This window comes from Aquimarina megaterium XH134 (genome assembly GCF_000520975.1).
GTDB classification, from domain to species: domain Bacteria; phylum Bacteroidota; class Bacteroidia; order Flavobacteriales; family Flavobacteriaceae; genus Aquimarina; species Aquimarina megaterium.
The window spans coordinates 1-21,136 of record NZ_JACB01000004.1; the positions used below are offsets into that span (position 1 = coordinate 1).

The following is a 21,136-nucleotide window of genomic DNA, read 5'->3' on the forward strand; positions in this document are numbered from 1 at the left end:
GGTTTTTTTTATGATTTAAAATATTAAATATAAAAATCCTCTTTATTTAAATAAAGAGGATTTTTAATTATCATACGTGTTTTTGGTTAAAAAGCGCCATAACAACAGCCATGAGAACAAAAGACAGGGAAGCCTGGTTCAAAAGGTCTGCATTGGTCTGAAGTATTGCAACTTTGCCCTGTATACCCACCGCCTGGTCTACAACCACCAAAATGCGCTCCCTTAATTGTAGATTGATCAGTTTTGCTTAGTTTTTTGACACCTTTCGTAATTAGAATTTTTGTATACATAATGATTAATTTAAGAGGTTAATAATTTTTATGATGATATGAAGTTATAAAATTTAAATTATGTATCACTTAAAAAATGAAAAGTATTCTAAAAAGTAATATTGTTATGGTGTTGTTTTTAGTTGGTTTCGTTTATGCATATCTGGGATCTTGAATATAGTCTTGTTTTACGATTTTAATAACTTCGATACTCAAAAAACCAAACTCTTTAACGACCTTACCATATATTCGATAAATACCTTTTTCTCTTAATCGATATTTCTCTTGCACCTTGGGAAATAGTACAGTGTCAAAGATATTGCCAAACTGATCTAGAAACGTACCAAAAGCCATACGTTTTCCTGTATGAGTTTTAGTGTTTTTCATGGCTATAAGATATCCGTATATATCTATATTTTTATTTAGATAATCATATAGCTGATTCGCATTATTGCTGTTTTTGGGTGTGGTAGCTAATATTTTGAAGTAACCACAAAGTGGAAACCCGAAAGCTTCAATTTGCTCGAACATAGTTTCTAGTTTTGATACTTTTAATTCTGGAAGTGTATGTGATACTCGTTTTTGGTTAAATAAAAGAAATTGAGTGTGATTATTTGATGGAATGCTGTTTATTTTAAAATGAGCCTGCCATAATAGTTCATGTTTGTTTTTATTAGTAAACCTAAATGCATCAATCTTAATAAGGATGCTAATCTGCTCTATACTTATTTGTACTCTATCAATAAAATTATCTAAAGAAGTATATGGACCACTTTGAGAGCGATTCTTCAAAATGTTTTCTGAAACCTTATATTCTAAATTTCTTAGTATCATTAATCCTAAAAATATACTTTTGCCTTTTAAGGTGTGTTCGTAGTTACTAGTATTGATACAAGGAGTTAGTATGGTAGCTCCTAATATTTTGGCTTCATGAAGATATATTTCGGGGCGGTAGAAACCGCCTCCATTATTTAATGTTGCTACTAGATATTCTAATGGAAAATAAGCTTTAAGGAACAAACTTTGGTAACTCTCTACGGCATAAGAAGCAGAATGTCCTTTTGGAAAAGCATATCCGGCAAAACTTGCTATCTGATCCCAGATTTCAAAAATTAAGGATTCAGCATAACCTTCATTTTTGCAGTTCTTTATAAATTTATTTTTAACATCTTTAAATTCTTTTCGCGATCTAAATTTACCACTCATACCTCGACGTAATACATCTGCTTCATCTAAGGTTAGTTTTGCAAAAAAATGTGCTACTTTAATTACATCTTCCTGATATACCATAATACCATAGGTTTCACTCATTAAATCAAGCATAATCGGGTGTGAGTTTTTTCTTCTTTCTACGTCATGTTCCCGTAAAATATACTCCCGCATCATTCCGCTTTTAGCTACTCCGGGACGTATAATTGAGCTTGCTGCTACTAACCCTAAGTAATTATCTGTTTTTAGTTTACTTAAAAGCATACGCATCGCAGGAGATTCTACATAAAAACAAGCCAGGCATTTTGCATCTCGTATTAGAGCATTTATTTTTTCATCTTTCTTAAACCTCTTTATATCATGAATATCAAAATTTGCTAATGCAGGTTGGTTGTATGCTATAATTGTAATTGCGTCTTTAATTTTTGCTAACCCACGTTGCCCTAAAATGTCAAATTTGTATAAACCCAGATCTTCTGCGATAATCATATCATATTGTACAGTGGGAAACCCTTTGGGCGGAAGATCTGTGGCAGAATAATAATGTAAAGGGTGTTCACTAATCAATATTCCGCTAGCATGTACGCTAAGATAATTAGGGATGCCTCGTATAAGATTACTATAAATGACTACCAGCTTATGAATTTGATCAAGAGAGTTATAATCGTAATCTCCTTCACTTAACTTGTCGATTTCAAATTTTGGAAGACCAAATACTTTACCTAACTCTCTTATTGCTCCTTTATAATGAAAAGTAATGTAGGTTCCTAGTAATGCTACATTGTTAAATTCCTGGAAAATAAATCGAGTGATATCTTGTCTATCTTTCCATGAGAAATCAATATCAAAATCAGGAGGACTGGTACGGTGTGTATTGATAAACCGTTCGAAATAGAGATCTAGTTCTATGGGATCAACATCTGTGATACGAAGTAAGTATGCTACAATACTATTTGCTCCACTACCACGACCTACATAATAATACCCTTTGCTCTGTGCATAAGAGATAATCCTCCAGTTAATCAAAAAATAGGAAACAAATTCCATTTTTGTAATTAGTGATAGTTCTTTTTTTAGACGATCTAATACTTTTTTTGGAGGATTTGGATATCGATAGACAAGACCTTCCTGGCAGAGCTTTTTAAGTAATTTATTATCTTCTTGTATACTGTTGGTGTATGTTTTTGGGTTTAGCGAAGGGTTGTTTTTTGAAAAGTCAAAATTAATGCAGCATTCTTCCTGGATTGCAAGGGTGTTTTTGATAATGAAATCAAATTCTGAAAATTTATTGTTTATTTCCTGATCCGGGATCATTTGTTCTGAAAAACAAGCCTGTTGGTTATTGGGTAAACGACTTAGTAGTATATTATTATCAATAGCCCTTAATAATCGATGGGCATTAAAATCTTTTTTATTTCTGAAGGTAACTGGTTGTAGTGCTATACATTTATCTTTCAGTTTTTGCAAATTAGAAAGACGAAATTTTGGAATGTCTTTTATAGCTATACCTATAAATTCATTATCTGTAAAATTGGTTTTATTTATAGATAATATGTATTCAAAAGGATATATGATATAGGCGTTTTTTACAGGAGGAGCTATTTTGGGAAAATCGGTTTTTTTATACGAATAGTATGATAAGAAATCATTTAGTTCTTTATACCCTTCATTATTTTTTGCCAATCCTATATATAAAGGTTGATGATTGTTTCTAAAGTCTATTCCTACAATAGATTTGATCTCATACTCTTTTGCTTTTCTAACAAAATTTAGGCAGGCAGAGGTATTGTTAATATCTGTTAGAGCAAGGCAGTTTATATTATTTTTTTTGGCCAACTCTAAGAGATCGATTTCAGAAAAAGTTCCGAAACGTAAACTATAGTATGAGTGACAATTAAGATACATTTAGTTTCATGTTTTGACTTTTGCATCAGGGGTAGCAACGACATCCTTTTTCTGTTAATTCATTCGAATTAACAGAAAAAGATATAGTGAATAACCCGCCCGGATGCCATTATTATGATATCGATGGGTAAAAACTATTGTTTTCTATGGGCTAATACAATAGGAGGCTGTCCATTAAATGGGTTTTGCATTCTGCCTATAGTTGTTGACCCTATAGCGGCGGCTCTTATTACACTTCGGTCTCCATATCGAATTCTAATGTTATCTAGTGCCTGATATAAGTTAAGCTGCTTCTCACTATCATCAAATAAATTAATCTGGTAGTTGCCACCAACCAAATGGGTAAATCGTATTCCTATTAATCGAATTAATAATCGTTTTTGATATAGTTTTTCGAATAGCTCCAGAATTTTGGGGATAAGAATATGATCTGCACTGGTATATGGTATTTTAAGTTGTTTAGTATATGTATTAAAATCAGAGTATCTGATTTTTACAGCAATGCAGGCAGTTAACTTATTTCCTCTACGCAATTGATAGGAGAGGTTTTCTGTCATTGCTATAAGGAGGTTTCTAAGTTTGTAGATGTCTATAGTATCTCTATCGAATGTTCTTTCTGTAGAGATTGATTTGCGTTCAGAAAATGCAATAACGGGGGTGTTATCTATCCCGTTTGCTCTTTTCCAGATGGTGAGACCGTTTGCTCCAAGTACTCCTTTCATTACATCTACAGGCATATCCTGGATCGTTTTTATATAGCGAACTCCTAGGTTTCGTAAAGTTTGATATGTTTTATCACCTACCATTGGAATTTTTTTAACCGATAACGGAGCCAGAAACGGTTTTTCTGTGCCAAAATCTATCTTTAACTGGTTATTTGGTTTTGCTTCATTGGTCGCTACTTTAGATACTACTTTATTACCAGAAAGTCCAAAAGATATAGGAAGCCCCGTTTCGGAAATAATTTTTTGGCGTAATTCTAAAGAATATTTATAAGTGCCAAAGAATTTGTCCATCCCAGAAAGATCTGCATAGAATTCATCAATACTTGATTTTTCGAATACAGGTACATTTTCTTTGATGATTTCTGTAACTGTATCAGAGTATTTGCTATATGTTCCAGCATTACCTTTTATAACAACGGCCTCGGGGCACAGCTCTTTAGCAATTTTCATAGACATGCCAGAGTGTATGCCATAGGATCTGGTTTCATAACTGCATGCAGCTACAACACCACGATCACTAATTCCACCAACAAGAAGTGGTTTTTCTTTTAGAGTGCTGTTGATCATGCGTTCTACAGATACATAGAATGTGTCTAGATCAAGATGTAATATAGTTCTCAAAACAATAATTATGGAATAATTCCAAAAATAAGGAATTATTCCATAATTATTGTTTTATAACAATTTTTTTATTCACAACAGGGCAAAAAAAAAACGACATCTCGCAAGAGGAGAGATGTCGTTCGTAAAAATTTTATTTTGGGGCTACAAAATAAAATTCAGCATTAATTAATTTTCTACCATATTATAACCGGCAAATTGTTGCATAGCGGTTTGGGTAAGTTCTTTTGCTCTATTTACATAGAATGTTTTTGTATCGTCGAGTGATTCGTTTTTTAGATCATTTTCACTTCGCACATAATCAGCTTGTGATACGAATTTAGACTCTTCATTTAGAACTACACTTAATTCTTGTAGTGCGCTTTCTAATTTTTGTAATGCCATTTCGGCTTTTGATTTCATTAATGACTGTGCTTTTAATTCGGCAGCACGTTTAGCTTCAAATTCGGCTTTCATCTTATTTTGCTCAGCTATTTGTTGTTCGAGTTTTTGTTGTTCGATTTCTAACTGACGACGTTTTTCTTCTAATTCTTTTTGCTTACTAGCGACTTCTTGAGTGGCTTCTGCCAATTCGTTTTCTCCCTCTGTAGAGGCTACATCTGCATCTGAATAATTATCACCATTAGCCTGACAAGAAGTTAATTGTTCTAGAAGTTGAGATCCCAATTCTTTAGCGCGTTTAGCAAAATATCTACTACGTTCGTAGGTATCTTGTTCTAACGAACTTTCCATATCGACTCTAGCTTTATATGCGGTTTCGTTTGCTTCTTTGCAGCCACATTTATCAGCCAAATCTTCTACTTTCTGGAAAGCTTCTATAGCTTTATCGGCATATTCTTGGGTATGAAAGACGTTATTTGCCCCATGCGCTTTTTTACTGTGCGAGTATGCATAACTGGCAGCAGTTAAGGCATCGTCGTATATATTTTGAGCGTTAGTTCTGGGGATAAAACATAACAAAAATAGGATAAGTGCAATTTTTTTCATTCTTTGGGGGCTTTTAAATCACATAGCAATAATACAATATTTTATATATAATATCCAAAAAAAACAGTCATTAATCGACGAAATACGCATTTTGTCTTAGTTTTTACGGGTAAACCTTATTTGTGGTGATAAATATCCTACTGTGCGTGAGAAAATAGGGTGATTGTTACTGTAAATCAATACCTAAACGATGATTTGTATGTAATATTATTTGCGATATAACTTTTTTAAAAATTAATTTTATAGGCTTATCTATAAAATATGTAAGTTAATTATGTATCTTACGTCTAAACGGCTCATGAAACAATTAGTTATCTCTTCAATAAATTATAATCTTAGTAGCGCTATAGATTTACTTAACGCTATAGATTCTACTACATATCAAAATAGTTCTGTTGGGCCATATTACTCTAGTATAGGTTCACATATACGCCATACTCTTGATTTTTTTGACTGTATAATTCATGGGTTAGACTCTAACAATATTGATCTAACAGCTCGTAAACGAGATGAAATATTATCTACAGATAAGGAGTCTGCGATACATCATATATACCAACTTCAGGAAACATTACTATCTTATATTGATACAAATACGGATTACCTAATTCATGTTACTGATAATTTGGGACAGGGAAAAGTAACTGTAAACTACACACTAGAGAGTATTCTTGCTCATGCCAATAGTCATGCGGTACATCATTATGCAACTATCGGATATATTCTTAACCGGCTAGGAGTAGAAATAAAAATTCCGGGATTTGGTTATAACCCGACAACACCGATTAGTAAAAGAGAGGGGATTTAGTTAAAAATGATTGTAAACTATTTTATTTTTTGCCAAATATTGATTCCATAATAGTTCTTAAACCTCTAAATGCCATAAATATCGCAAATCCTGCACCAATTATTCCTAATATTAATATAGGGATATATAACGGATGATCCTGATTTTTAAAAGCAGAATGAATAATAACCGGGCTAATAAACATAAAAATAAGCGCTATAGCCATTCGCTGCACTCCTTTACCTAATAGTTCTTTATTTGTTCTTTCAGGTTCCATAGTGGCTTATTGCATCACGTACATTTCCGTACTGTTCTAATATCGCAGAAGCTTTTGCATGATCGATTGATAATTCTTCCATGATCATACGTATTCCACGATCTACTAATTTATTATTACTAAGTTGCATATCAACCATTTTGTTCCCTTTTACTCGCCCTAATTGAATCATAGTGGCTGTAGAAATCATATTCAACACCAGTTTTTGGGCAGTACCGGCTTTCATACGAGAGCTTCCGGTTACAAACTCGGGACCTACGGTAATAACAATAGGAAATTGAGCAGTGATTGCTAAAGGACTACCTTCATTACAGGTAATACATCCTGTAATAATATTATGTTCATTACATTTTTGTAATGCACTTATGACATATGGAGTAGTACCTGAAGCTGCGATACCAATAACGACATCTTTTTCTGAAATCTGATATTCTTGTAACTCTTTCCAACTTTGTTCTGTACTATCTTCGGCATATTCTACAGATTTACGAATTGCAGTATCGCCTCCGGCGATTAATCCAATAACCAAATCGGGAGAAACACCAAAGGTAGGTGGGCATTCGCTGGCGTCTACAATTCCTAATCTGCCACTTGTCCCGGCTCCGAGATAGAAAATCCGACCACCATTTTTAAGTTTTGGTACAATTTGAGCAATCAAAGCTTCAATCTGCGGAATAGATTTTTCTACAGCATCAGGAACTGTTTTATCTTCTTTGTTTATGTTGGAAAGCAACTCGTTAATACTCATTTTCTCTAAATGATCATATTTTGAGGATTGCTCTGTAGTTTTTGTAAATGACATGCTTCAAAAATACTCATTTTTGATTTGAAGACGGGAGTAACTTTCTTTTTTTAATGAAGTTATTTAGGCTTTCTATGATTTTTTATAAAATACTATCCTTTTTTAAGGGAGAAACTATTTTCGACAAACTCAAAAACAGGATGAGCCCAATAAGAATAGGTTATTCTTTTATAGTAAAATCAAATCGATTAGCTTCAGAAATATTAAAATATCCCAAGGCAAAATTATCAATATTGGTTGTGTTAATGATATTGCCTCTTAGTAGAGCAGGAGGTGTTTGAAATGGATTTCCTCCTTCTTGTTCACTTTGTTCGATAAGTAGGTTTGAATAGTTGTAATAGCGTTCGTCAATTCCTAATATCTTGATGGTTACATTACGGCCATTTACCATATCCTCGTAGAAATAAGAGAAATTGAATGCTTCGCCTTGATAAAAACGATCTTCGCTTGCCAGAAATAAACTGAAATCAAAATCAAAAAGGTAGAAATCATCACGAGTTCCGTCATCTGTAAAGAAAATAATAATTTCGGTCTCGTCGTCAAATAAAGTATTATCACCTTGCACTACATTATCAATAGGAACAGTAGGAATAAGTTGCGCAGTGGCAATAAAAGTTTCATTGTTGTAGATAACGGTAAGTTGATATGTCGTATCGAATTCTGGAGTAAATGTAGTTGAGTCTGGGGTATAAAACCCTGGCTCTGTTGATTCGGTAAAATTGATAATCGAATTATTAGAAAGATCTGTGATAAAAACGGTGGCATCACTTACAGTAGGAGTTTCTTTGTCGAAGAATGGAGCCGATAATGTAAGCCTTACTCCACCTTCGATATCAACTGGATTTTCGTCTAGATAATATTCAAAAGAAGCATCGATTACTAATCTTTGTTTTCCATTGGGGACCTCTATATCAATTGCATCTTCACAGCTAATCGATGTTATTAGAATTACCAGTATATAGATTAATTTTTTCATTGTTTCTGTTTCTAATTTTCTTTTCAGTGATCAAAACTAAAATTTACATCATCCTTGTTTTTATTAGTGTAGTGTATAGTTCTTGATTACTATATAAACCTTTAATTATATTCATGTATTAGAATTTAAAATTATAGGTCACAGCTGGTATAATCCCAAATATAGAAGTTCTCACGGCTTCATTTACATAGGAATCCTGATTTCTTCTAAAAGTAATTGATGCTGCATTTTTACGATTATATACATTATAGATACTAAATACCCACTCTCCATGCCATTTTCTGGTTTTGTTTTTCCTTGGTGTTAAAGTAGCTGATATATCTATTCTATGATATGCTGGTAATCGTTCACTATTTCGTGGTCCATCAAACACAGGGACTACTAATCCTTGAAATTCGAACTGCCCTGTAGGGTAATTGGTTGGTTGTCCTGTTTGGAATATGAAATTAGCGCCAAATTTCCATTTTTTGTTTAATTCATAACTTCCGTTAAAGGATATATCATGAGTTTTATCATATGGAGTACTATACCATTTGCTATTGTTGATCCCTGGTTCTTGTGGTGTTCTACCAGGGGTTCTTTGTTCTGATTTTGATAAGGTGTAGGCAAGCCAACCTTTAAACTTCCCTTTATTTTTTCTTAATAAAAATTCTAAACCATAAGCACGGGCTTCTCCATTTAAAATATCTCGCTCGATAGCATTATTAGCAATTAGATCTGCACCATCGATATAATCGATACGATTTTTTATATCCTTATAAAAAACTTCTGTTTCTAGAGAGTATTTATCATCATTAATACTTTTAAAATACCCTAGAGCATATTGATTCAGTAATTGTGGTTTTATGTATTTACCACTAGGAGTCCATACATCTAAAGGAGTAGGGGAGCTGGTATTTGATAATAAATGAAGGTATTGCGCCATTCTGTTATAACTAGCTTTTATTGAAGTATTATCGTTAAAAGCATATGCCAGAGCTACTCTGGGTTCTAAATTGGTAAATGTTTTTATTTGATCACTTCTGCTAAAATTTTCTGTACTTATTGGTTTTGCATCTTCATAAATCTGCAATTCTTCATTAAATAAAAGAGGGTTGTCATTTTCATAGATATTAAGCTCATTTTGCCCTAGTCTAACAAAATTGCTTAGCCTAAGCCCATATTGAAGGGTTAGGTTATTAGAGATTTTGTGTTCTGCATCGATATAGGCACCAAATTCATTTGCATATTTATCGATAAGTTTTTCTCTATTAATTCCAGAATCTGCACTATTGGGTTTTATTTCACCAGGATTAAATCTAAAATAGATATTGTTAATACCATAATTAAGCTGAAAATTATCACTAATATAATGTTTAAGGTCATATTTCAGATTAAAATTTCTGATTCCAGAATCCCATTCGAAGCCTACAAAATCGAGTTCTAATCCATAGAAATAATCAGAATATATAAGGGATAGATTAGAAAATAGTTTATCTGAAAACAGATGATTCCACCTTAGGTTGAGCACCGTGTTACCGTACGTATTTTTAAAAACTCCATCTATAGCAAATACATCTCGACCAAAGTAACCAGACAGGTATAAGTTATTATTGTCATTAATTTTATAATTTAGTTTTGTATTGAGGTCATAGAAATATGCAACATTGTCATTATCAAAAAGAGGCAAAAAAAGATGAGCATAAGAAGCTCTACCTCCTATCAAAAATGCACCTCGATCTTTTACAATAGGGCCTTCTGCCAGTAATCTACTTGCTACTGCCCCAAGACCACCATTAACTCTGTATTTTTTGCTATTTCCTTCTTTTTGATAAATGTCTAATACAGATGATACGCGACCGCCATATTTAGCAGGGATACCCCCTTTGTAAAGCTTGATATCTTTTATTGCATCTGGATTAAAAACAGAGAAAAAACCAAAAAGATGAGAAGAATTAAAAATAGTAGCTTCATCTAATAAAATAAGATTTTGATCGGTTGACCCTCCTCGTACATTAAATCCTGCCGCTCCTTCGCCACCACTAGTTACTCCTGGTAAAAGGATAATTGATTTGATCACATCGGCTTCTCCCAGAACAACAGGGATTTGTTTAATAGTTCCTGCAGTGAGTTTATTAATACTCATTTGGGGGTTTTTAATGCTTAGTTTTTCTGTCTTGTCTGTAATGATTACTTCATCGAGAACCTCTGAAGATTCTGTAAGTTGAACATTAAGTTTTTTATCTTCATTAAGATCAATTTCGAGTATGCGATCTGTGAATCCTAAATAACTAACTTGTAGTTTATATTTTCCCTGAGGTAAGGTGATGGAGTAAAAACCATATTCATTGGTAACTATACCTTTTGCTATTTCTGGAAATATAACATTGACTCCGATAAGGGTTTCGTTACTGGATTTTTCTGAAATAACTCCGCTTAATGTAAATTTTTCCTGACTTTGAATTGAGAATGATGATAAGAATACTAATATGAGACCAGATAATATGTGTTTTTTCAAAAGAAAGTATTTTATCAATTAGTACTAATAATGTAAACCGTAAAGGAAGAAATATGTTACGAGTTCTACAATTAATTTATTGTTAATTATCGCTTTTAGTACTAATTTTTTCTTGTGTTTTGAATTATACTTGTTTTGAAGTTTAATTGGTCTTGTTGTGTTAACCTTAATTATATAGTAAAACTTCGTGATGAAATCTTACTATATAATTAGAGGCTAATTATTGATTTAATAGTTACGATTAGGATTTTCGTTAATTAATGTATTCCAGATTTTTTCTATTGATCTTTCGATATTAATATTAAATTCTTCACTTGTGTTTGTCATTAAGTAATACCCTCTGTTTTTTATGGGATCAAACATGCATGCTGTAATTATACCTGGGTCACCACCAGTGTGTTCTATTGTATTATTGTTATTAATACCCCAAAAAATACCACCCATTGCTTCTTTGATTTCATTATATTTTGATTGAAGGCGAAACATTTCTTCATAGGACTCTGCTGATAATAATTTTCCTTTCCCTTTATAGCCTCTCATCATTTCTATCAAGTATTTACTAAAATCTGAAGTACTGGTTATTAGTCCACCATCTGCTTTAGTAACCAGGGAATATCTGGGAACTTCAAAATCTTTTGCATAATACAGTGTAGCGTGATTCTGCATATTTACGTCGCTAAAGCTCCATCCTGTGGCATCCATATGTAGTGGGTCAAAAATGTATTTATGAGTATAGTTTTCATAAGAGATACCAGTAGCATTTTCTACAACAAAAGCTGCTAGAGCTGCAGCAATATTGCTATAATCGTATTTTTCTCCGGGAGCATTTTCTGTAAAACTACCCTGAGAATACCATGGGCCCGATGCAGACAATACATTTTCAAAAAAGACGGATTCATCAATTTTTACATTCGTTTTAATTAATTCTACAATAGGTTGATAATCTTCGGGATAAATAGATACATCTACCTGAGCAGGATTTTCAAATACATAGCTTTTATAATATACTTCTCTATCTGTAATCCCAGAAGTATGAGTTGCCAGGTGTCGAACGGTAATTGGTTTTTCGGGATGAAATGGATGTATTACATCAAATGGTAAATATGTATTAATGTTGGTGTCCAAATCCAATTTACCTTGTTCTACAGCTTTCATTACCGCCAGTGCAATAAAAGTTTTGGATATAGATCCAATATTTTGAATTGTATGATTTGTGTACCTTCTATTTTTATTGATATCTGAATATCCAAAAGAATTCTTATAGAGTACTTTTCTATTATCAACTATTGCTACAGAAAGCCCTGCTAATTCTGATTCGTCATATAATTTTTGCAATTCTATATGAGTATGAAGAATATCATCATCTATTCCGCAAGAGAAAATTACAAAAAGAAGCAGTAAAGAGATTACTTTTTTCATTTGTTTTTTAGGTTTTAAAATGATAATTAAAATGTTTAAAGCATTAGAATTAAATTATTAGGCAATAGATATCATGTCGGATTTATTTAAAAATCTGATTATTAGTTATTTGTATTTTTGTAGGGGTAGGTGTTACAGGGAAACTATATAAGAAAGTATTCTTTAATTAATAGTTTTCGTCTGCATTTTGAAGTCTCATATTTTTCCTTAAATCCATTAATGATTTCCATTGAAAATTAATGGGAAACCATTCTTCATAGATTATTGAAGTTTGATTAGACGGTTCAGAACATGTACTGTTTTTAACATAAACCTTGTCGTTTTCTGAAAAGACATATACAACGTTCATGCTTTTTTTACGGTTTGTTTTTAATTCATTCATGATTTGGTATGTTTTTTTTATAGCGATTTCTTCCAAGATTGAATACTCCCATTTTTACACCGAATCCAGCCGAGAAACCATTGATTCTGGTAATTGTATCTGGTGATAGTTCTGCTTTACTAGAGAACCTGTACTTAACTCCCATTTCTAACTGAACGTATCTCGAAATATTATACAAAACATTCACCCCTGGTTCTACAACAAATATTGCATCCCATTGATCTTCTTGGTATCGTTCAGCTTCTTCTTCATCCCAATTAGTATTAACATATCCCATTGCACCACCACCTATTAACACGGGAAAAGAAAGATTAACTTTGGCTTTACTAAATAATATAGGTTCTACATGAAGCCCAGAATATACTGCTGCCAGATCGGCAATATCTGGAGAGAAAATTCCTGAGATATTTTGATTAGAAAAGAGTCCTTTTGTTACAAAACCAACTTCAAATTTACGATTAGCAACATAGGCGATCTTAAGCCCACCAATATAGGTTTCTTTGCCTTCAATTTCTCCATAACCTGCATGTATCCCCAGGTAAACACCATGTACAATATTTTTTCGGTCATTGAATTCTATATAATTCTGTGATTCTTGGGCTATACTCGGACAAATATAGCTGGTTAATGCAAAAAGTAATATAGTTTTTACGTGTCTCATTATACTTGATTTGTTATATCATTGACAAGTTAAATTTATAATAGTTGCATGTAATTCGTTTCTATACTGTTAAATTTATCATAATCAATGATTGCTAGAGCAATTAAAAAAGAGGCGTGTACTCATTCTTTTAATACAACCACTCCCTTTCTACCTGTGATATGGAACTGTCCTTTTAAACCACTATTACCATAAGTGGCGCTAATTTCTCTGATTTTTCTTCGTTTATCAATCACATCGGTTTTTATATTTGTAAACGACTTAGGAATTCTTAGCAGTCCTTGTTCGAGAGAAGCATTAAAATCTATGGACATTCCTGAGACATTGATACTTAGTTCTGAAGATTCCTGATCGATGGTTACATTAGCATTGGTTTTTTGAATTTTGGATACCCAAACATCTGCTACTTCTGTAACCAGATTAATGTTTTCGTGTACGACATCTATATTCATAGTGCTAAACATAAGTTTACCCTGAATACTTCCTAGTTTTTGAATGGTAACCTGATCCTTACTTGAGTGTATTTCTAGTGATTCTACATTTTCAATTTTTACAATTGTACCGCTACTATTTATTTTAAGATCATTAGATGACTCTATGTCGATTTCTCCATTTTTAAATCGGATGTTTCCATAAGTAATAGATTTGGTTTTTAGCTTTCCAAATTTCATTTCTATACTTGCGTTATTAAGATCTTTATTTACCCACATATCGCCATGCTGTACATTGGCTTTTAGCTTTCCGTTCCATTCACTTATAATGATATCTCCAAATTTATTTATAATATTAACTTCGGCATTAAAAGGCAAATAGACAGTGTAATCTATCTGAATATTACCTTTGTCAAAATCAAAGAAACTTGTTTTGTTGAAGAGTTCTTTGTTTAAGAATCTAGAAATCATACTTGTATTCTTTTCTTCAATTACAGAAGAAATACTTACAAAATCTTCGGTATTATTAATTGTAGGATTAATACGTTTTAACAATTCTTGTGCATCTTCTTTTTTCTTTTTAACAACCTGTATGTCAATATCGATTTTTATTATTTTTTTCTCCCATCCTTGAATAGTTATATTTCCGTATTTATTTTCTAAATGTAATTCTCCTGCATTGGTTAACGGAAACGTTTTTTCAATTTTCTTTGATACTTTTTCCTGCGCCCATATGCCATTTGCAAAAAATAGCAGTATGGGCATCAGTAAAAGATATTTATAAGATATAGCCTTCATTTTCATTCGATTTTTTAGAATCATTGATCTGTTTCAACAGGTTTTCGATCAATTCGATTCTTTTTTTATAGTTATTAACAATGGCTTCTAAAATGTATTCATTGTTCAAGTTTTTTGCCATTTCGGTTTTAAGAGCATTGTATTCTTCATCCAATTCATCCATAAAAGACAAGAATTTCTTTTTGTCTTCAGGTTGTAATTTTGAATTGTTTTTGACAAGTTGTACCTGAAAAGATACCAGATCCTTATAATAGGTGTCAATATCTCGTAATTCTTGATGTACAATATTATTTTGGGTGTTATTATTAAATCCTGATACGACTAAGTTTACTACTGAGAAAGTTCCTATAAGGATCAAAATACTCGCAGCTATTTTTATTAGAGGAGACCTCCACAGGCGAATTGTTTTTGAAGTGTCTAAATTAGACTCAATTTCATTCCAGATTTTTGATTTATCTGCTTTATGCTCATCAAATAAATGCTTATTTTCTGCTATATATTTTTCAAAATCATCCATTGTACTATAATGTATTTACAATTTCAATTAATTTTTTCTTTGCTCTGTGATACTGTGATTTCGAAGTCGAAATGGTAATACCTAGTATCTCAGCAATTTCTATATGATCATACCCTTCGATTAAATAAAGGCTTAAGATCTGTCTATATCCATCTGGAAGTATTTTGATCCCCTTTTTTATTTTGTTAATATCTTTAGGTTTAACAGGATCAATTATTTCTTCACTAATATGATATTCATGTTGGTCAAGAGGTGTAACAGGTATTTTTTTTAATTTTAAATGATTTAAACTTTTATTAATTACTATTCTCTTTAACCAGGAACCAAAAGTACTTTCGTATCTAAAAGATTTTAAATTTTTGAAAGCCTCTACAAAACTATCCTGTACGACATCTTCTGCATCTTCTTTTATGCTTAGCATGCGCATACTTACATTATACATAGCATCTACATAGAGCTCATATAATCGGTATTGCGAATTCCTATCACCAGACTTGCTTTTTTCTACAAGATCTTTATGCGTATAAAGAATATTGGTTTCCAATTAGTTTTACTTGATTGTAAATTTCTTTAAAAGTACTTTTCTTTTGGTTATTATCATTGACAATTTAAAAACCAAAGGGTTGCACGTAATAAGAAATTAATATAAATATTTTGATAAAGAAATAGGTGGGTATTACAAAAAAGCCTGTGAAATTAGTATTTCACAGGCTTTTTTTGATCGGTATAGTCTACTTATATTATTTTTCAATAATAGCATTAAGTGTCTCACTTGGACGCATTGCAGTAGAAATTTTATCTGTATTTGGCCAATAATACCCTCCCATATCAACAGTATTACCCTGTGCATCATTTAACTCGTTGATAATTTTATTTTCATTATCTGCAAGTTGTTTGGCAACTATGGCAAACTCGTTTTGTAATTCTTTGTCCTGAGTTTGTTCTGCAAGTTCTTGTGCCCAGTATAGTGCCAGATAAAAATGACTTCCTCGGTTATCCAGTTCATTTACTTTACGAGAAGGAGATTTCTTATTCTCAAGAAATTTGATAGTAGCTTGATCAAGTGCTTCAGCAATAACCAAAGCTTTGGTATTGTTATTGGTTTCTCCCAGATGTTCTAGAGATACTGCAAGAGCCAGAAACTCTCCTAAAGAATCCCATCTTAAGTGACCTTCTTTATTAAATTGTTGCACATGTTTTGGAGCAGAACCTCCTGCACCGGTTTCGAATAAACCACCACCATTCATTAAAGGAACAATAGATAACATCTTTGCACTTGTACCTAATTCTAGAATAGGAAAGAGATCGGTATTATAATCACGTAAAACATTACCTGTTACCGAAATAGTGTCTTTACCATCTTTAATTCTTTCTAAAGAAAAGCGAGTTGCTTCAATAGGAGACATGATTCTAATATCTAATCCAGTAGTATCATGTTCTGGTAAATATGTGTTTACTTTTTTGATCAATTCGGCATCGTGAGCTCTATTTTTATCTAACCAAAAGATTGCAGGAGTAGCTGTTGCTTTTGCTCTGTTTACAGCAAGCTTTACCCAATCTTTTATCGGGGCATCTTTGGTTTGACACATTCTCCAGATATCACCTTGTTCTACTGGGTGTTCTATTAGTATATTTCCAGAAGTATCGATAACACGAACCGTACCGTTACCTTGAATTTCGAATGTTTTATCATGAGAACCGTACTCTTCGGCTTTTTTGGCCATAAGTCCAACATTAGGAACGGTTCCCATAGTGGTGGGGTCAAAGGCTCCGTGTTTTTTACAAAAATCTATAGTTTCCTGGTATATGCCAGCATAACTACTATCTGGGATAACTGCTTTGGTATCTTGTGTGTTTCCTTGTGCATCCCACATCTGACCAGAATTACGTATCATTGCAGGCATAGAGGCATCGATAATCACATCACTTGGTACGTGTAGATTAGTAATTCCCTGATCAGAATTTACCATTGCTAGTTTTGGCCCTTTTTCGTAACATGCTTGTATATCAGCTTCTATTTCCGCTTTTTTGGTATCTGGTAATTTTTTTAATTTATTGATAAGATCTCCAAAACCATTGTTTACTTCAACACCAATTTCTTCAAGAGTAGCAGCATGTTTTTCGAATACATCCTTAAAAAAAACTTCTACAGCATGACCAAATATGATAGGATCAGAAACTTTCATCATTGTTGCTTTCATATGTAAAGAAAACAATACATTTTTTTCTTTGGCATCGGTTATCTGTTCTTTTAGAAAAGCAATAAGTGACTTTTTACTCATTACCGAAGCATCTATAACTTCTCCTTCGAGTAACGTTGTTTTTTCTTTTAGAGTTGTTGTGCTTCCATTTTGATCTACAAATTCAATTTTTACATCTCCGGCTTTATCAACAGTAACTGATTTTTCGTTTGAACAAAAGTCTCCGCTAGACATGGTGGCTACATGAGTTTTAGAATCAGCACTCCATGCCCCCATAGTGTGTGGGTTTTTTCTAGCATATTGTTTTACTGGTTTTGGCGCTCTACGATCGGAGTTTCCTTCTCTTAGAACAGGATTTACTGCACTACCTTTTATTTTATCGTATCGACTTTTAATTTCTTTTTCTGCATCGTTCTCAGGCTCTTCAGGGTAGCTTGGAAGATCAAATCCTTGAAGTTGTAATTCTGCAATAGCAGCTTTTAATTGCGGTACAGAAGCACTTATGTTTGGTAGTTTAATAATGTTTGCTTCTGGTGTCTGAGCAAGCAACCCTAATTCTGCTAATGCATCAGGTTGTTTTTGCTTATCGGTTAATTTTTCGGGAAAACTAGATAAAATTCGCGCAGCAAGAGATATATCTTTTGTTTCAATATTAATATTTGCTGCTTTAGTAAATTTTTGAACTATAGGTAAAAAAGAATAGGTAGCTAAAGCTGGTGCTTCATCTGTTTTGGTGTACACTATTTTTGAGTTATCAACTCCCATATTTTTGGTTTTTTTATTTAGGGATCCAGAGGTTTTTTTAATACCTGAAAAGTAGTAGACACCCTAATTTTATTATACTATTTATGTAAGGAAATAATTAGTCGTTTAATTTTTCTTAGACAAACAATATTGGTTGATCTTTTTAGGATTGATACTATTAGAATTTACAATATTTGTAGTCATAGATTTCCGAGCGCGAAGATACAAATCTAGTCACCTAAATGCAACCTGTGTGTTGTTAGTTTTGAATTAGAGAGAATTGAATTGTAGTTTATTGAATATTATGGTGAAAAAAATGTAAGATGTTGAAATTTTGATCTGTTTTTAGAGGTATTCTCAAAATAAAAAGCCATATCAAGAATACGAATATTTTGATATGGCTTCATCGAAAATAATCATAATGTTAGCTGTTTTACCCGCTATTAAATAAAAACTTTCGTTATTTATTACATTAGTACTTATTTTCAATTTTGAGCAGATTTAAATTTGTCAAATAAGGATTTGTATAATTTATTTCTACTCTTACGACTAATACGTGTGTTTGTGTTTCTAAATTACTTTTGTAATTTTTCAGTTTTTCACCCGGATAGTCAAATGCCATTTACAATTAAAAAGGTGTCAAAACTTAATTTTTTCTTCTGAATTTCATTTTGAAATGATCCTAAAGTAAAGCCCTTAAAGTGATTTCAAGGATGTATTCAAAAAAATAACTTTCGTTCTATATTTATTTTAATTCTAAACTGGTCTTAGTATGTTCAGAGAACGTTTGTTTAGATATATAGTCAAGAATCCTTGTGTCATCATGTACTATATCTAATTATAAATATAAGGAAAATTGATTTGCGGTCTGTTAATTCTTATTATATTAATTATCAACAGTTTATGAACTTGTGTTATTAACTTTTGTTCATAAAAAAAGACCGTAAATTAACGGTCTTTTTGATTTGTTAAAGAAATAAGAATTAATTTCTTTTTTCTTTAATACGTGCTTTTTTACCGGTAAGTCCTCTAAAGTAGAATATACGAGCTCTACGAACTTTACCTCTTTTATTCACTTCGATTTTTTGAAGTGCTGGTAAGTTTACTGGAAAAATACGTTCTACACCAATAGTTCCCGACATCTTTCTGATTGTAAATGTTTCAGTAGATCCAGAACCTCTTCTTTGGATTACAACTCCTCTAAAGAACTGCGTACGTGTTTTGTTTCCTTCCTTAATTTCGTAATAAACAGTGATGGTATCACCTGCAGAGAAGTCAGGGATTTCTTTTTTTGCAACAAATTCGTCTTGTACGAATTTTACTAAATCTTCCATTTTTGATATAGTTTCTTGATTTTATTAAAGCAACATTCACGATTTTCGCCAGAGGTTGATCTAATCAGGGTGCAAAAATAAGTATTATTTGATGATTTGCAAGTGTTTTGTAATTATTATTAGTTTGCTATTGATTTATCATTCTCAATGTCTGACTATTAGAGAAAGCTTAAATGACTTTAAATTGTTGCGAATAGCTAATTATGATGATGTCGTGGCTTTGTTTTATTCGTCTAACAGATCAGGTCTTCTGTCTTTTGTTCTTTGATATGCTTGTTCTTCTCGCCATGTTTCTATTTTAGGAAAATTACCAGAGGTTAGAACTTCTGGTACTTTCCAGCCTTTATATTCTGCGGGTCTTGTGTAAATAGGAGGGGCTAATAAGTTATCCTGAAAAGAATCGGTTAATGCAGAAGTTTCGTTACCTAGTACTCCCGGAATAAGTCTAATGATTGTATCGCATAATATTAGTGCACCTAGTTCTCCGCCAGATAGTACATAATCTCCTACAGATATTTCTTTGGTAATGAAATGATCTCTTACCCGTTGATCTACTCCTTTGTAATGACCACAAAGAATAATTAGATTTCCTTTTAACGATAATTGGTTTGCAATTCCTTGGTTTAAAGTTTCGCCATCCGGAGTCATATAGATGACTTCATCATAATCCCTTTCTGATTTTAATTTAGAAATACATTTGTCGATAGGCTCTATCATCATAACCATACCAGCACCACCACCAAATTGATAATCATCAACTTGTTTATAATTTGTATCGGTATAATCTCTAAGATTATGAAACTGTACTTCGACCAATCCTTTTTCTATTGATCGCTTCATTATAGAGGCCTCAAAAGGACTTTTTAGTATATCGGGTACTACGGTGATGATATCTATGCGCATCTTTATCTAATTCATTTGTGGGTGCAAAGATGCAAAAGAATATGATGAAAATCTAGAAATTAAAACTACTTAGCGCCAGCTTTACGTTGTTTATTGATTTCGTCCTGAAGCTTACGCATTACTTTTTGCTCTCGTTCCAGGGCTCTTCGTCTGTGATCCTCAAACTCTGCTTCAGTTTCGGCTAAAGACTTTTTGGCTTGTAACGTTATTGCATTACTGTTTTTGAATTTATATATAAAGAAGCTAAGCAAGGCGATGAGCACACCAATAATAACCCACATAATGGTTTTGTAACTGGATTTGGTTAGTGCTGCTCCAAAAAAGTTAATGCTGTTTTTTTCTTTAGTAACAGCAGTAAGATCTCCATTTGTTTTGGCAAGTGATTCTTCGAGTCCGGTTATTGTAGATTTTTGCTCATCAATCTTAAGATTGGTAGTGTTTAATTTTGATTCTAATGTTTTAAGTGTATCTATAGTGTTGCTTTTAAGTTTGTTTAGCCAAACTAGCTTTACTACTTTGTATTCTTGAAATTTCCCGGATTTTTTTATCACCATATCAAATTGCCCTTCGATCTTTTCCTGCCTTAAAGCATCAGCAACAGTTGCATTTTCTTCTTGTGCATAGGTAGTTTCAAAAAAAGATAGAAGTAGTATTAAAACTAGTAGATACTGTGGTAATTTCATATTGTTAT

The 21,136-nt window shown here is 32.5% G+C and carries 19 protein-coding genes; 1 reads left to right on the plus strand and 18 read right to left on the minus strand.

Annotated elements, in window-relative coordinates:
• Nucleotides 1-86: 86 nt before the first annotated feature.
• The 4 genes from Z053_RS31040 to Z053_RS0105050 all read right to left on the minus strand — a co-directional run bounded on the left by Z053_RS31040 (nucleotide 87) and on the right by Z053_RS0105050 (nucleotide 5,716).
• Complete coding sequence (locus Z053_RS31040) at nucleotides 87-290, minus strand: hypothetical protein (protein ID WP_152538262.1); 204 nt, start codon at nucleotides 288-290, stop codon at nucleotides 87-89.
• A 132-nt stretch (nucleotides 291-422) separates the two neighbouring features.
• Nucleotides 423-3,383 (minus strand): DNA polymerase III subunit alpha, encoded by a 2,961-nt coding sequence (locus Z053_RS0105040; RefSeq protein WP_025663949.1) that lies wholly within the window; start codon nucleotides 3,381-3,383, stop codon nucleotides 423-425.
• A 134-nt stretch (nucleotides 3,384-3,517) separates the two neighbouring features.
• On the minus strand, nucleotides 3,518-4,729 hold the full coding sequence (locus Z053_RS0105045) for a DNA polymerase Y family protein (protein ID WP_025663950.1): 1,212 nt from the start codon (nucleotides 4,727-4,729) through the stop codon (nucleotides 3,518-3,520).
• Nucleotides 4,730-4,897: 168 nt separating this feature from the next.
• A complete protein-coding gene (locus Z053_RS0105050; protein ID WP_025663951.1) occupies nucleotides 4,898-5,716 on the minus strand; it encodes a hypothetical protein in 819 nt (272 codons plus the stop codon).
• Between the two features lie 298 nt (nucleotides 5,717-6,014).
• Between Z053_RS0105050 and Z053_RS0105055 the strand changes: the two genes are divergently transcribed.
• Nucleotides 6,015-6,524, plus strand: a complete 510-nt coding sequence (locus Z053_RS0105055) for a DinB family protein (RefSeq protein ID WP_025663952.1) — start codon at nucleotides 6,015-6,017, stop codon at nucleotides 6,522-6,524.
• Nucleotides 6,525-6,546: 22 nt separating this feature from the next.
• Here the strand turns inward: Z053_RS0105055 and Z053_RS0105060 are convergent, their stop codons facing one another.
• The 14 genes from Z053_RS0105060 to Z053_RS0105130 form a co-directional block, all read right to left on the minus strand.
• Nucleotides 6,547-6,780, minus strand: coding sequence for a DUF6095 family protein (locus tag Z053_RS0105060; RefSeq protein ID WP_025663953.1), 234 nt, complete (start codon nucleotides 6,778-6,780; stop codon nucleotides 6,547-6,549).
• The gene (murQ, locus tag Z053_RS0105065; protein ID WP_025663954.1) at nucleotides 6,770-7,582 is read right to left on the minus strand and encodes an N-acetylmuramic acid 6-phosphate etherase; all 813 of its coding nucleotides are present in this window, start codon (nucleotides 7,580-7,582) and stop codon (nucleotides 6,770-6,772) included. The genes Z053_RS0105060 and murQ overlap by 11 nt, the downstream gene beginning before the upstream one ends.
• A 160-nt stretch (nucleotides 7,583-7,742) precedes the next feature.
• Nucleotides 7,743-8,558, minus strand: a complete 816-nt coding sequence (locus Z053_RS0105070) for a DUF4249 family protein (protein ID WP_025663955.1) — start codon at nucleotides 8,556-8,558, stop codon at nucleotides 7,743-7,745.
• Nucleotides 8,559-8,676: 118 nt separating this feature from the next.
• Nucleotides 8,677-11,055, minus strand: a complete 2,379-nt coding sequence (locus tag Z053_RS0105075; protein WP_025663956.1) for a TonB-dependent receptor — start codon at nucleotides 11,053-11,055, stop codon at nucleotides 8,677-8,679.
• A gap of 228 nt (nucleotides 11,056-11,283) precedes the next feature.
• Entirely contained in the window at nucleotides 11,284-12,474 is a 1,191-nt protein-coding gene (locus Z053_RS0105080; protein ID WP_025663957.1) for a serine hydrolase domain-containing protein, read from the minus strand.
• Between the two features lie 166 nt (nucleotides 12,475-12,640).
• A complete protein-coding gene (locus Z053_RS0105085) occupies nucleotides 12,641-12,823 on the minus strand; it encodes a hypothetical protein (RefSeq protein ID WP_152538263.1) in 183 nt (60 codons plus the stop codon).
• A 25-nt stretch (nucleotides 12,824-12,848) separates the two neighbouring features.
• The gene (locus Z053_RS0105090; RefSeq protein ID WP_025663959.1) at nucleotides 12,849-13,517 is read right to left on the minus strand and encodes a hypothetical protein; all 669 of its coding nucleotides are present in this window, start codon (nucleotides 13,515-13,517) and stop codon (nucleotides 12,849-12,851) included.
• A gap of 122 nt (nucleotides 13,518-13,639) precedes the next feature.
• Nucleotides 13,640-14,746, minus strand: coding sequence for a hypothetical protein (locus Z053_RS0105095; RefSeq protein WP_152538264.1), 1,107 nt, complete (start codon nucleotides 14,744-14,746; stop codon nucleotides 13,640-13,642).
• Nucleotides 14,727-15,263 carry a hypothetical protein gene (locus tag Z053_RS0105100; protein WP_025663961.1) on the minus strand — a complete coding sequence of 179 codons (537 nt, stop codon included), beginning with the start codon at nucleotides 15,261-15,263 and terminating at the stop codon, nucleotides 14,727-14,729. The genes Z053_RS0105095 and Z053_RS0105100 overlap by 20 nt, the downstream gene beginning before the upstream one ends.
• 4 nt (nucleotides 15,264-15,267) lie before the next feature.
• Nucleotides 15,268-15,807 carry an RNA polymerase sigma factor gene (locus Z053_RS0105105; protein WP_025663962.1) on the minus strand — a complete coding sequence of 180 codons (540 nt, stop codon included), beginning with the start codon at nucleotides 15,805-15,807 and terminating at the stop codon, nucleotides 15,268-15,270.
• 196 nt (nucleotides 15,808-16,003) lie between these two features.
• Nucleotides 16,004-18,229 carry an NADP-dependent isocitrate dehydrogenase gene (locus tag Z053_RS0105110; RefSeq protein WP_025663963.1) on the minus strand — a complete coding sequence of 742 codons (2,226 nt, stop codon included), beginning with the start codon at nucleotides 18,227-18,229 and terminating at the stop codon, nucleotides 16,004-16,006.
• A gap of 962 nt (nucleotides 18,230-19,191) precedes the next feature.
• On the minus strand, nucleotides 19,192-19,542 hold the full coding sequence (gene rplS, locus Z053_RS0105120) for a 50S ribosomal protein L19 (RefSeq protein WP_025663964.1): 351 nt from the start codon (nucleotides 19,540-19,542) through the stop codon (nucleotides 19,192-19,194).
• Between the two features lie 225 nt (nucleotides 19,543-19,767).
• A complete protein-coding gene (trmD, locus tag Z053_RS0105125; RefSeq protein ID WP_025663965.1) occupies nucleotides 19,768-20,445 on the minus strand; it encodes a tRNA (guanosine(37)-N1)-methyltransferase TrmD in 678 nt (225 codons plus the stop codon).
• A gap of 65 nt (nucleotides 20,446-20,510) precedes the next feature.
• Nucleotides 20,511-21,128, minus strand: a complete 618-nt coding sequence (locus Z053_RS0105130; protein WP_025663966.1) for a hypothetical protein — start codon at nucleotides 21,126-21,128, stop codon at nucleotides 20,511-20,513.
• Nucleotides 21,129-21,136 lie beyond the last annotated feature (8 nt).

Coding starts and splice junctions, on each gene's coding strand:
- trmD (WP_025663965.1), bottom strand. CDS start 20,445: ATGCGCATAGATATCATCACCGTAGTACCCGATATACTAAAAAGTCCT.
- Z053_RS0105070 (WP_025663955.1), bottom strand. CDS start 8,558: ATGAAAAAATTAATCTATATACTGGTAATTCTAATAACATCGATTAGC.
- Z053_RS0105095 (WP_152538264.1), bottom strand. CDS start 14,746: ATGAAGGCTATATCTTATAAATATCTTTTACTGATGCCCATACTGCTA.
- Z053_RS0105100 (WP_025663961.1), bottom strand. CDS start 15,263: ATGGATGATTTTGAAAAATATATAGCAGAAAATAAGCATTTATTTGAT.
- Z053_RS0105130 (WP_025663966.1), bottom strand. CDS start 21,128: ATGAAATTACCACAGTATCTACTAGTTTTAATACTACTTCTATCTTTT.
- Z053_RS0105085 (WP_152538263.1), bottom strand. CDS start 12,823: ATGAACGTTGTATATGTCTTTTCAGAAAACGACAAGGTTTATGTTAAA.
- Z053_RS0105080 (WP_025663957.1), bottom strand. CDS start 12,474: ATGAAAAAAGTAATCTCTTTACTGCTTCTTTTTGTAATTTTCTCTTGC.
- Z053_RS0105055 (WP_025663952.1), top strand. CDS start 6,015: ATGAAACAATTAGTTATCTCTTCAATAAATTATAATCTTAGTAGCGCT.
- Z053_RS0105110 (WP_025663963.1), bottom strand. CDS start 18,229: ATGGGAGTTGATAACTCAAAAATAGTGTACACCAAAACAGATGAAGCA.
- Z053_RS0105040 (WP_025663949.1), bottom strand. CDS start 3,383: ATGTATCTTAATTGTCACTCATACTATAGTTTACGTTTCGGAACTTTT.
- Z053_RS0105090 (WP_025663959.1), bottom strand. CDS start 13,517: ATGAGACACGTAAAAACTATATTACTTTTTGCATTAACCAGCTATATT.
- Z053_RS0105060 (WP_025663953.1), bottom strand. CDS start 6,780: ATGGAACCTGAAAGAACAAATAAAGAACTATTAGGTAAAGGAGTGCAG.
- Z053_RS0105050 (WP_025663951.1), bottom strand. CDS start 5,716: ATGAAAAAAATTGCACTTATCCTATTTTTGTTATGTTTTATCCCCAGA.
- rplS (WP_025663964.1), bottom strand. CDS start 19,542: ATGGAAGATTTAGTAAAATTCGTACAAGACGAATTTGTTGCAAAAAAA.
- Z053_RS31040 (WP_152538262.1), bottom strand. CDS start 290: ATGTATACAAAAATTCTAATTACGAAAGGTGTCAAAAAACTAAGCAAA.
- murQ (WP_025663954.1), bottom strand. CDS start 7,582: ATGTCATTTACAAAAACTACAGAGCAATCCTCAAAATATGATCATTTA.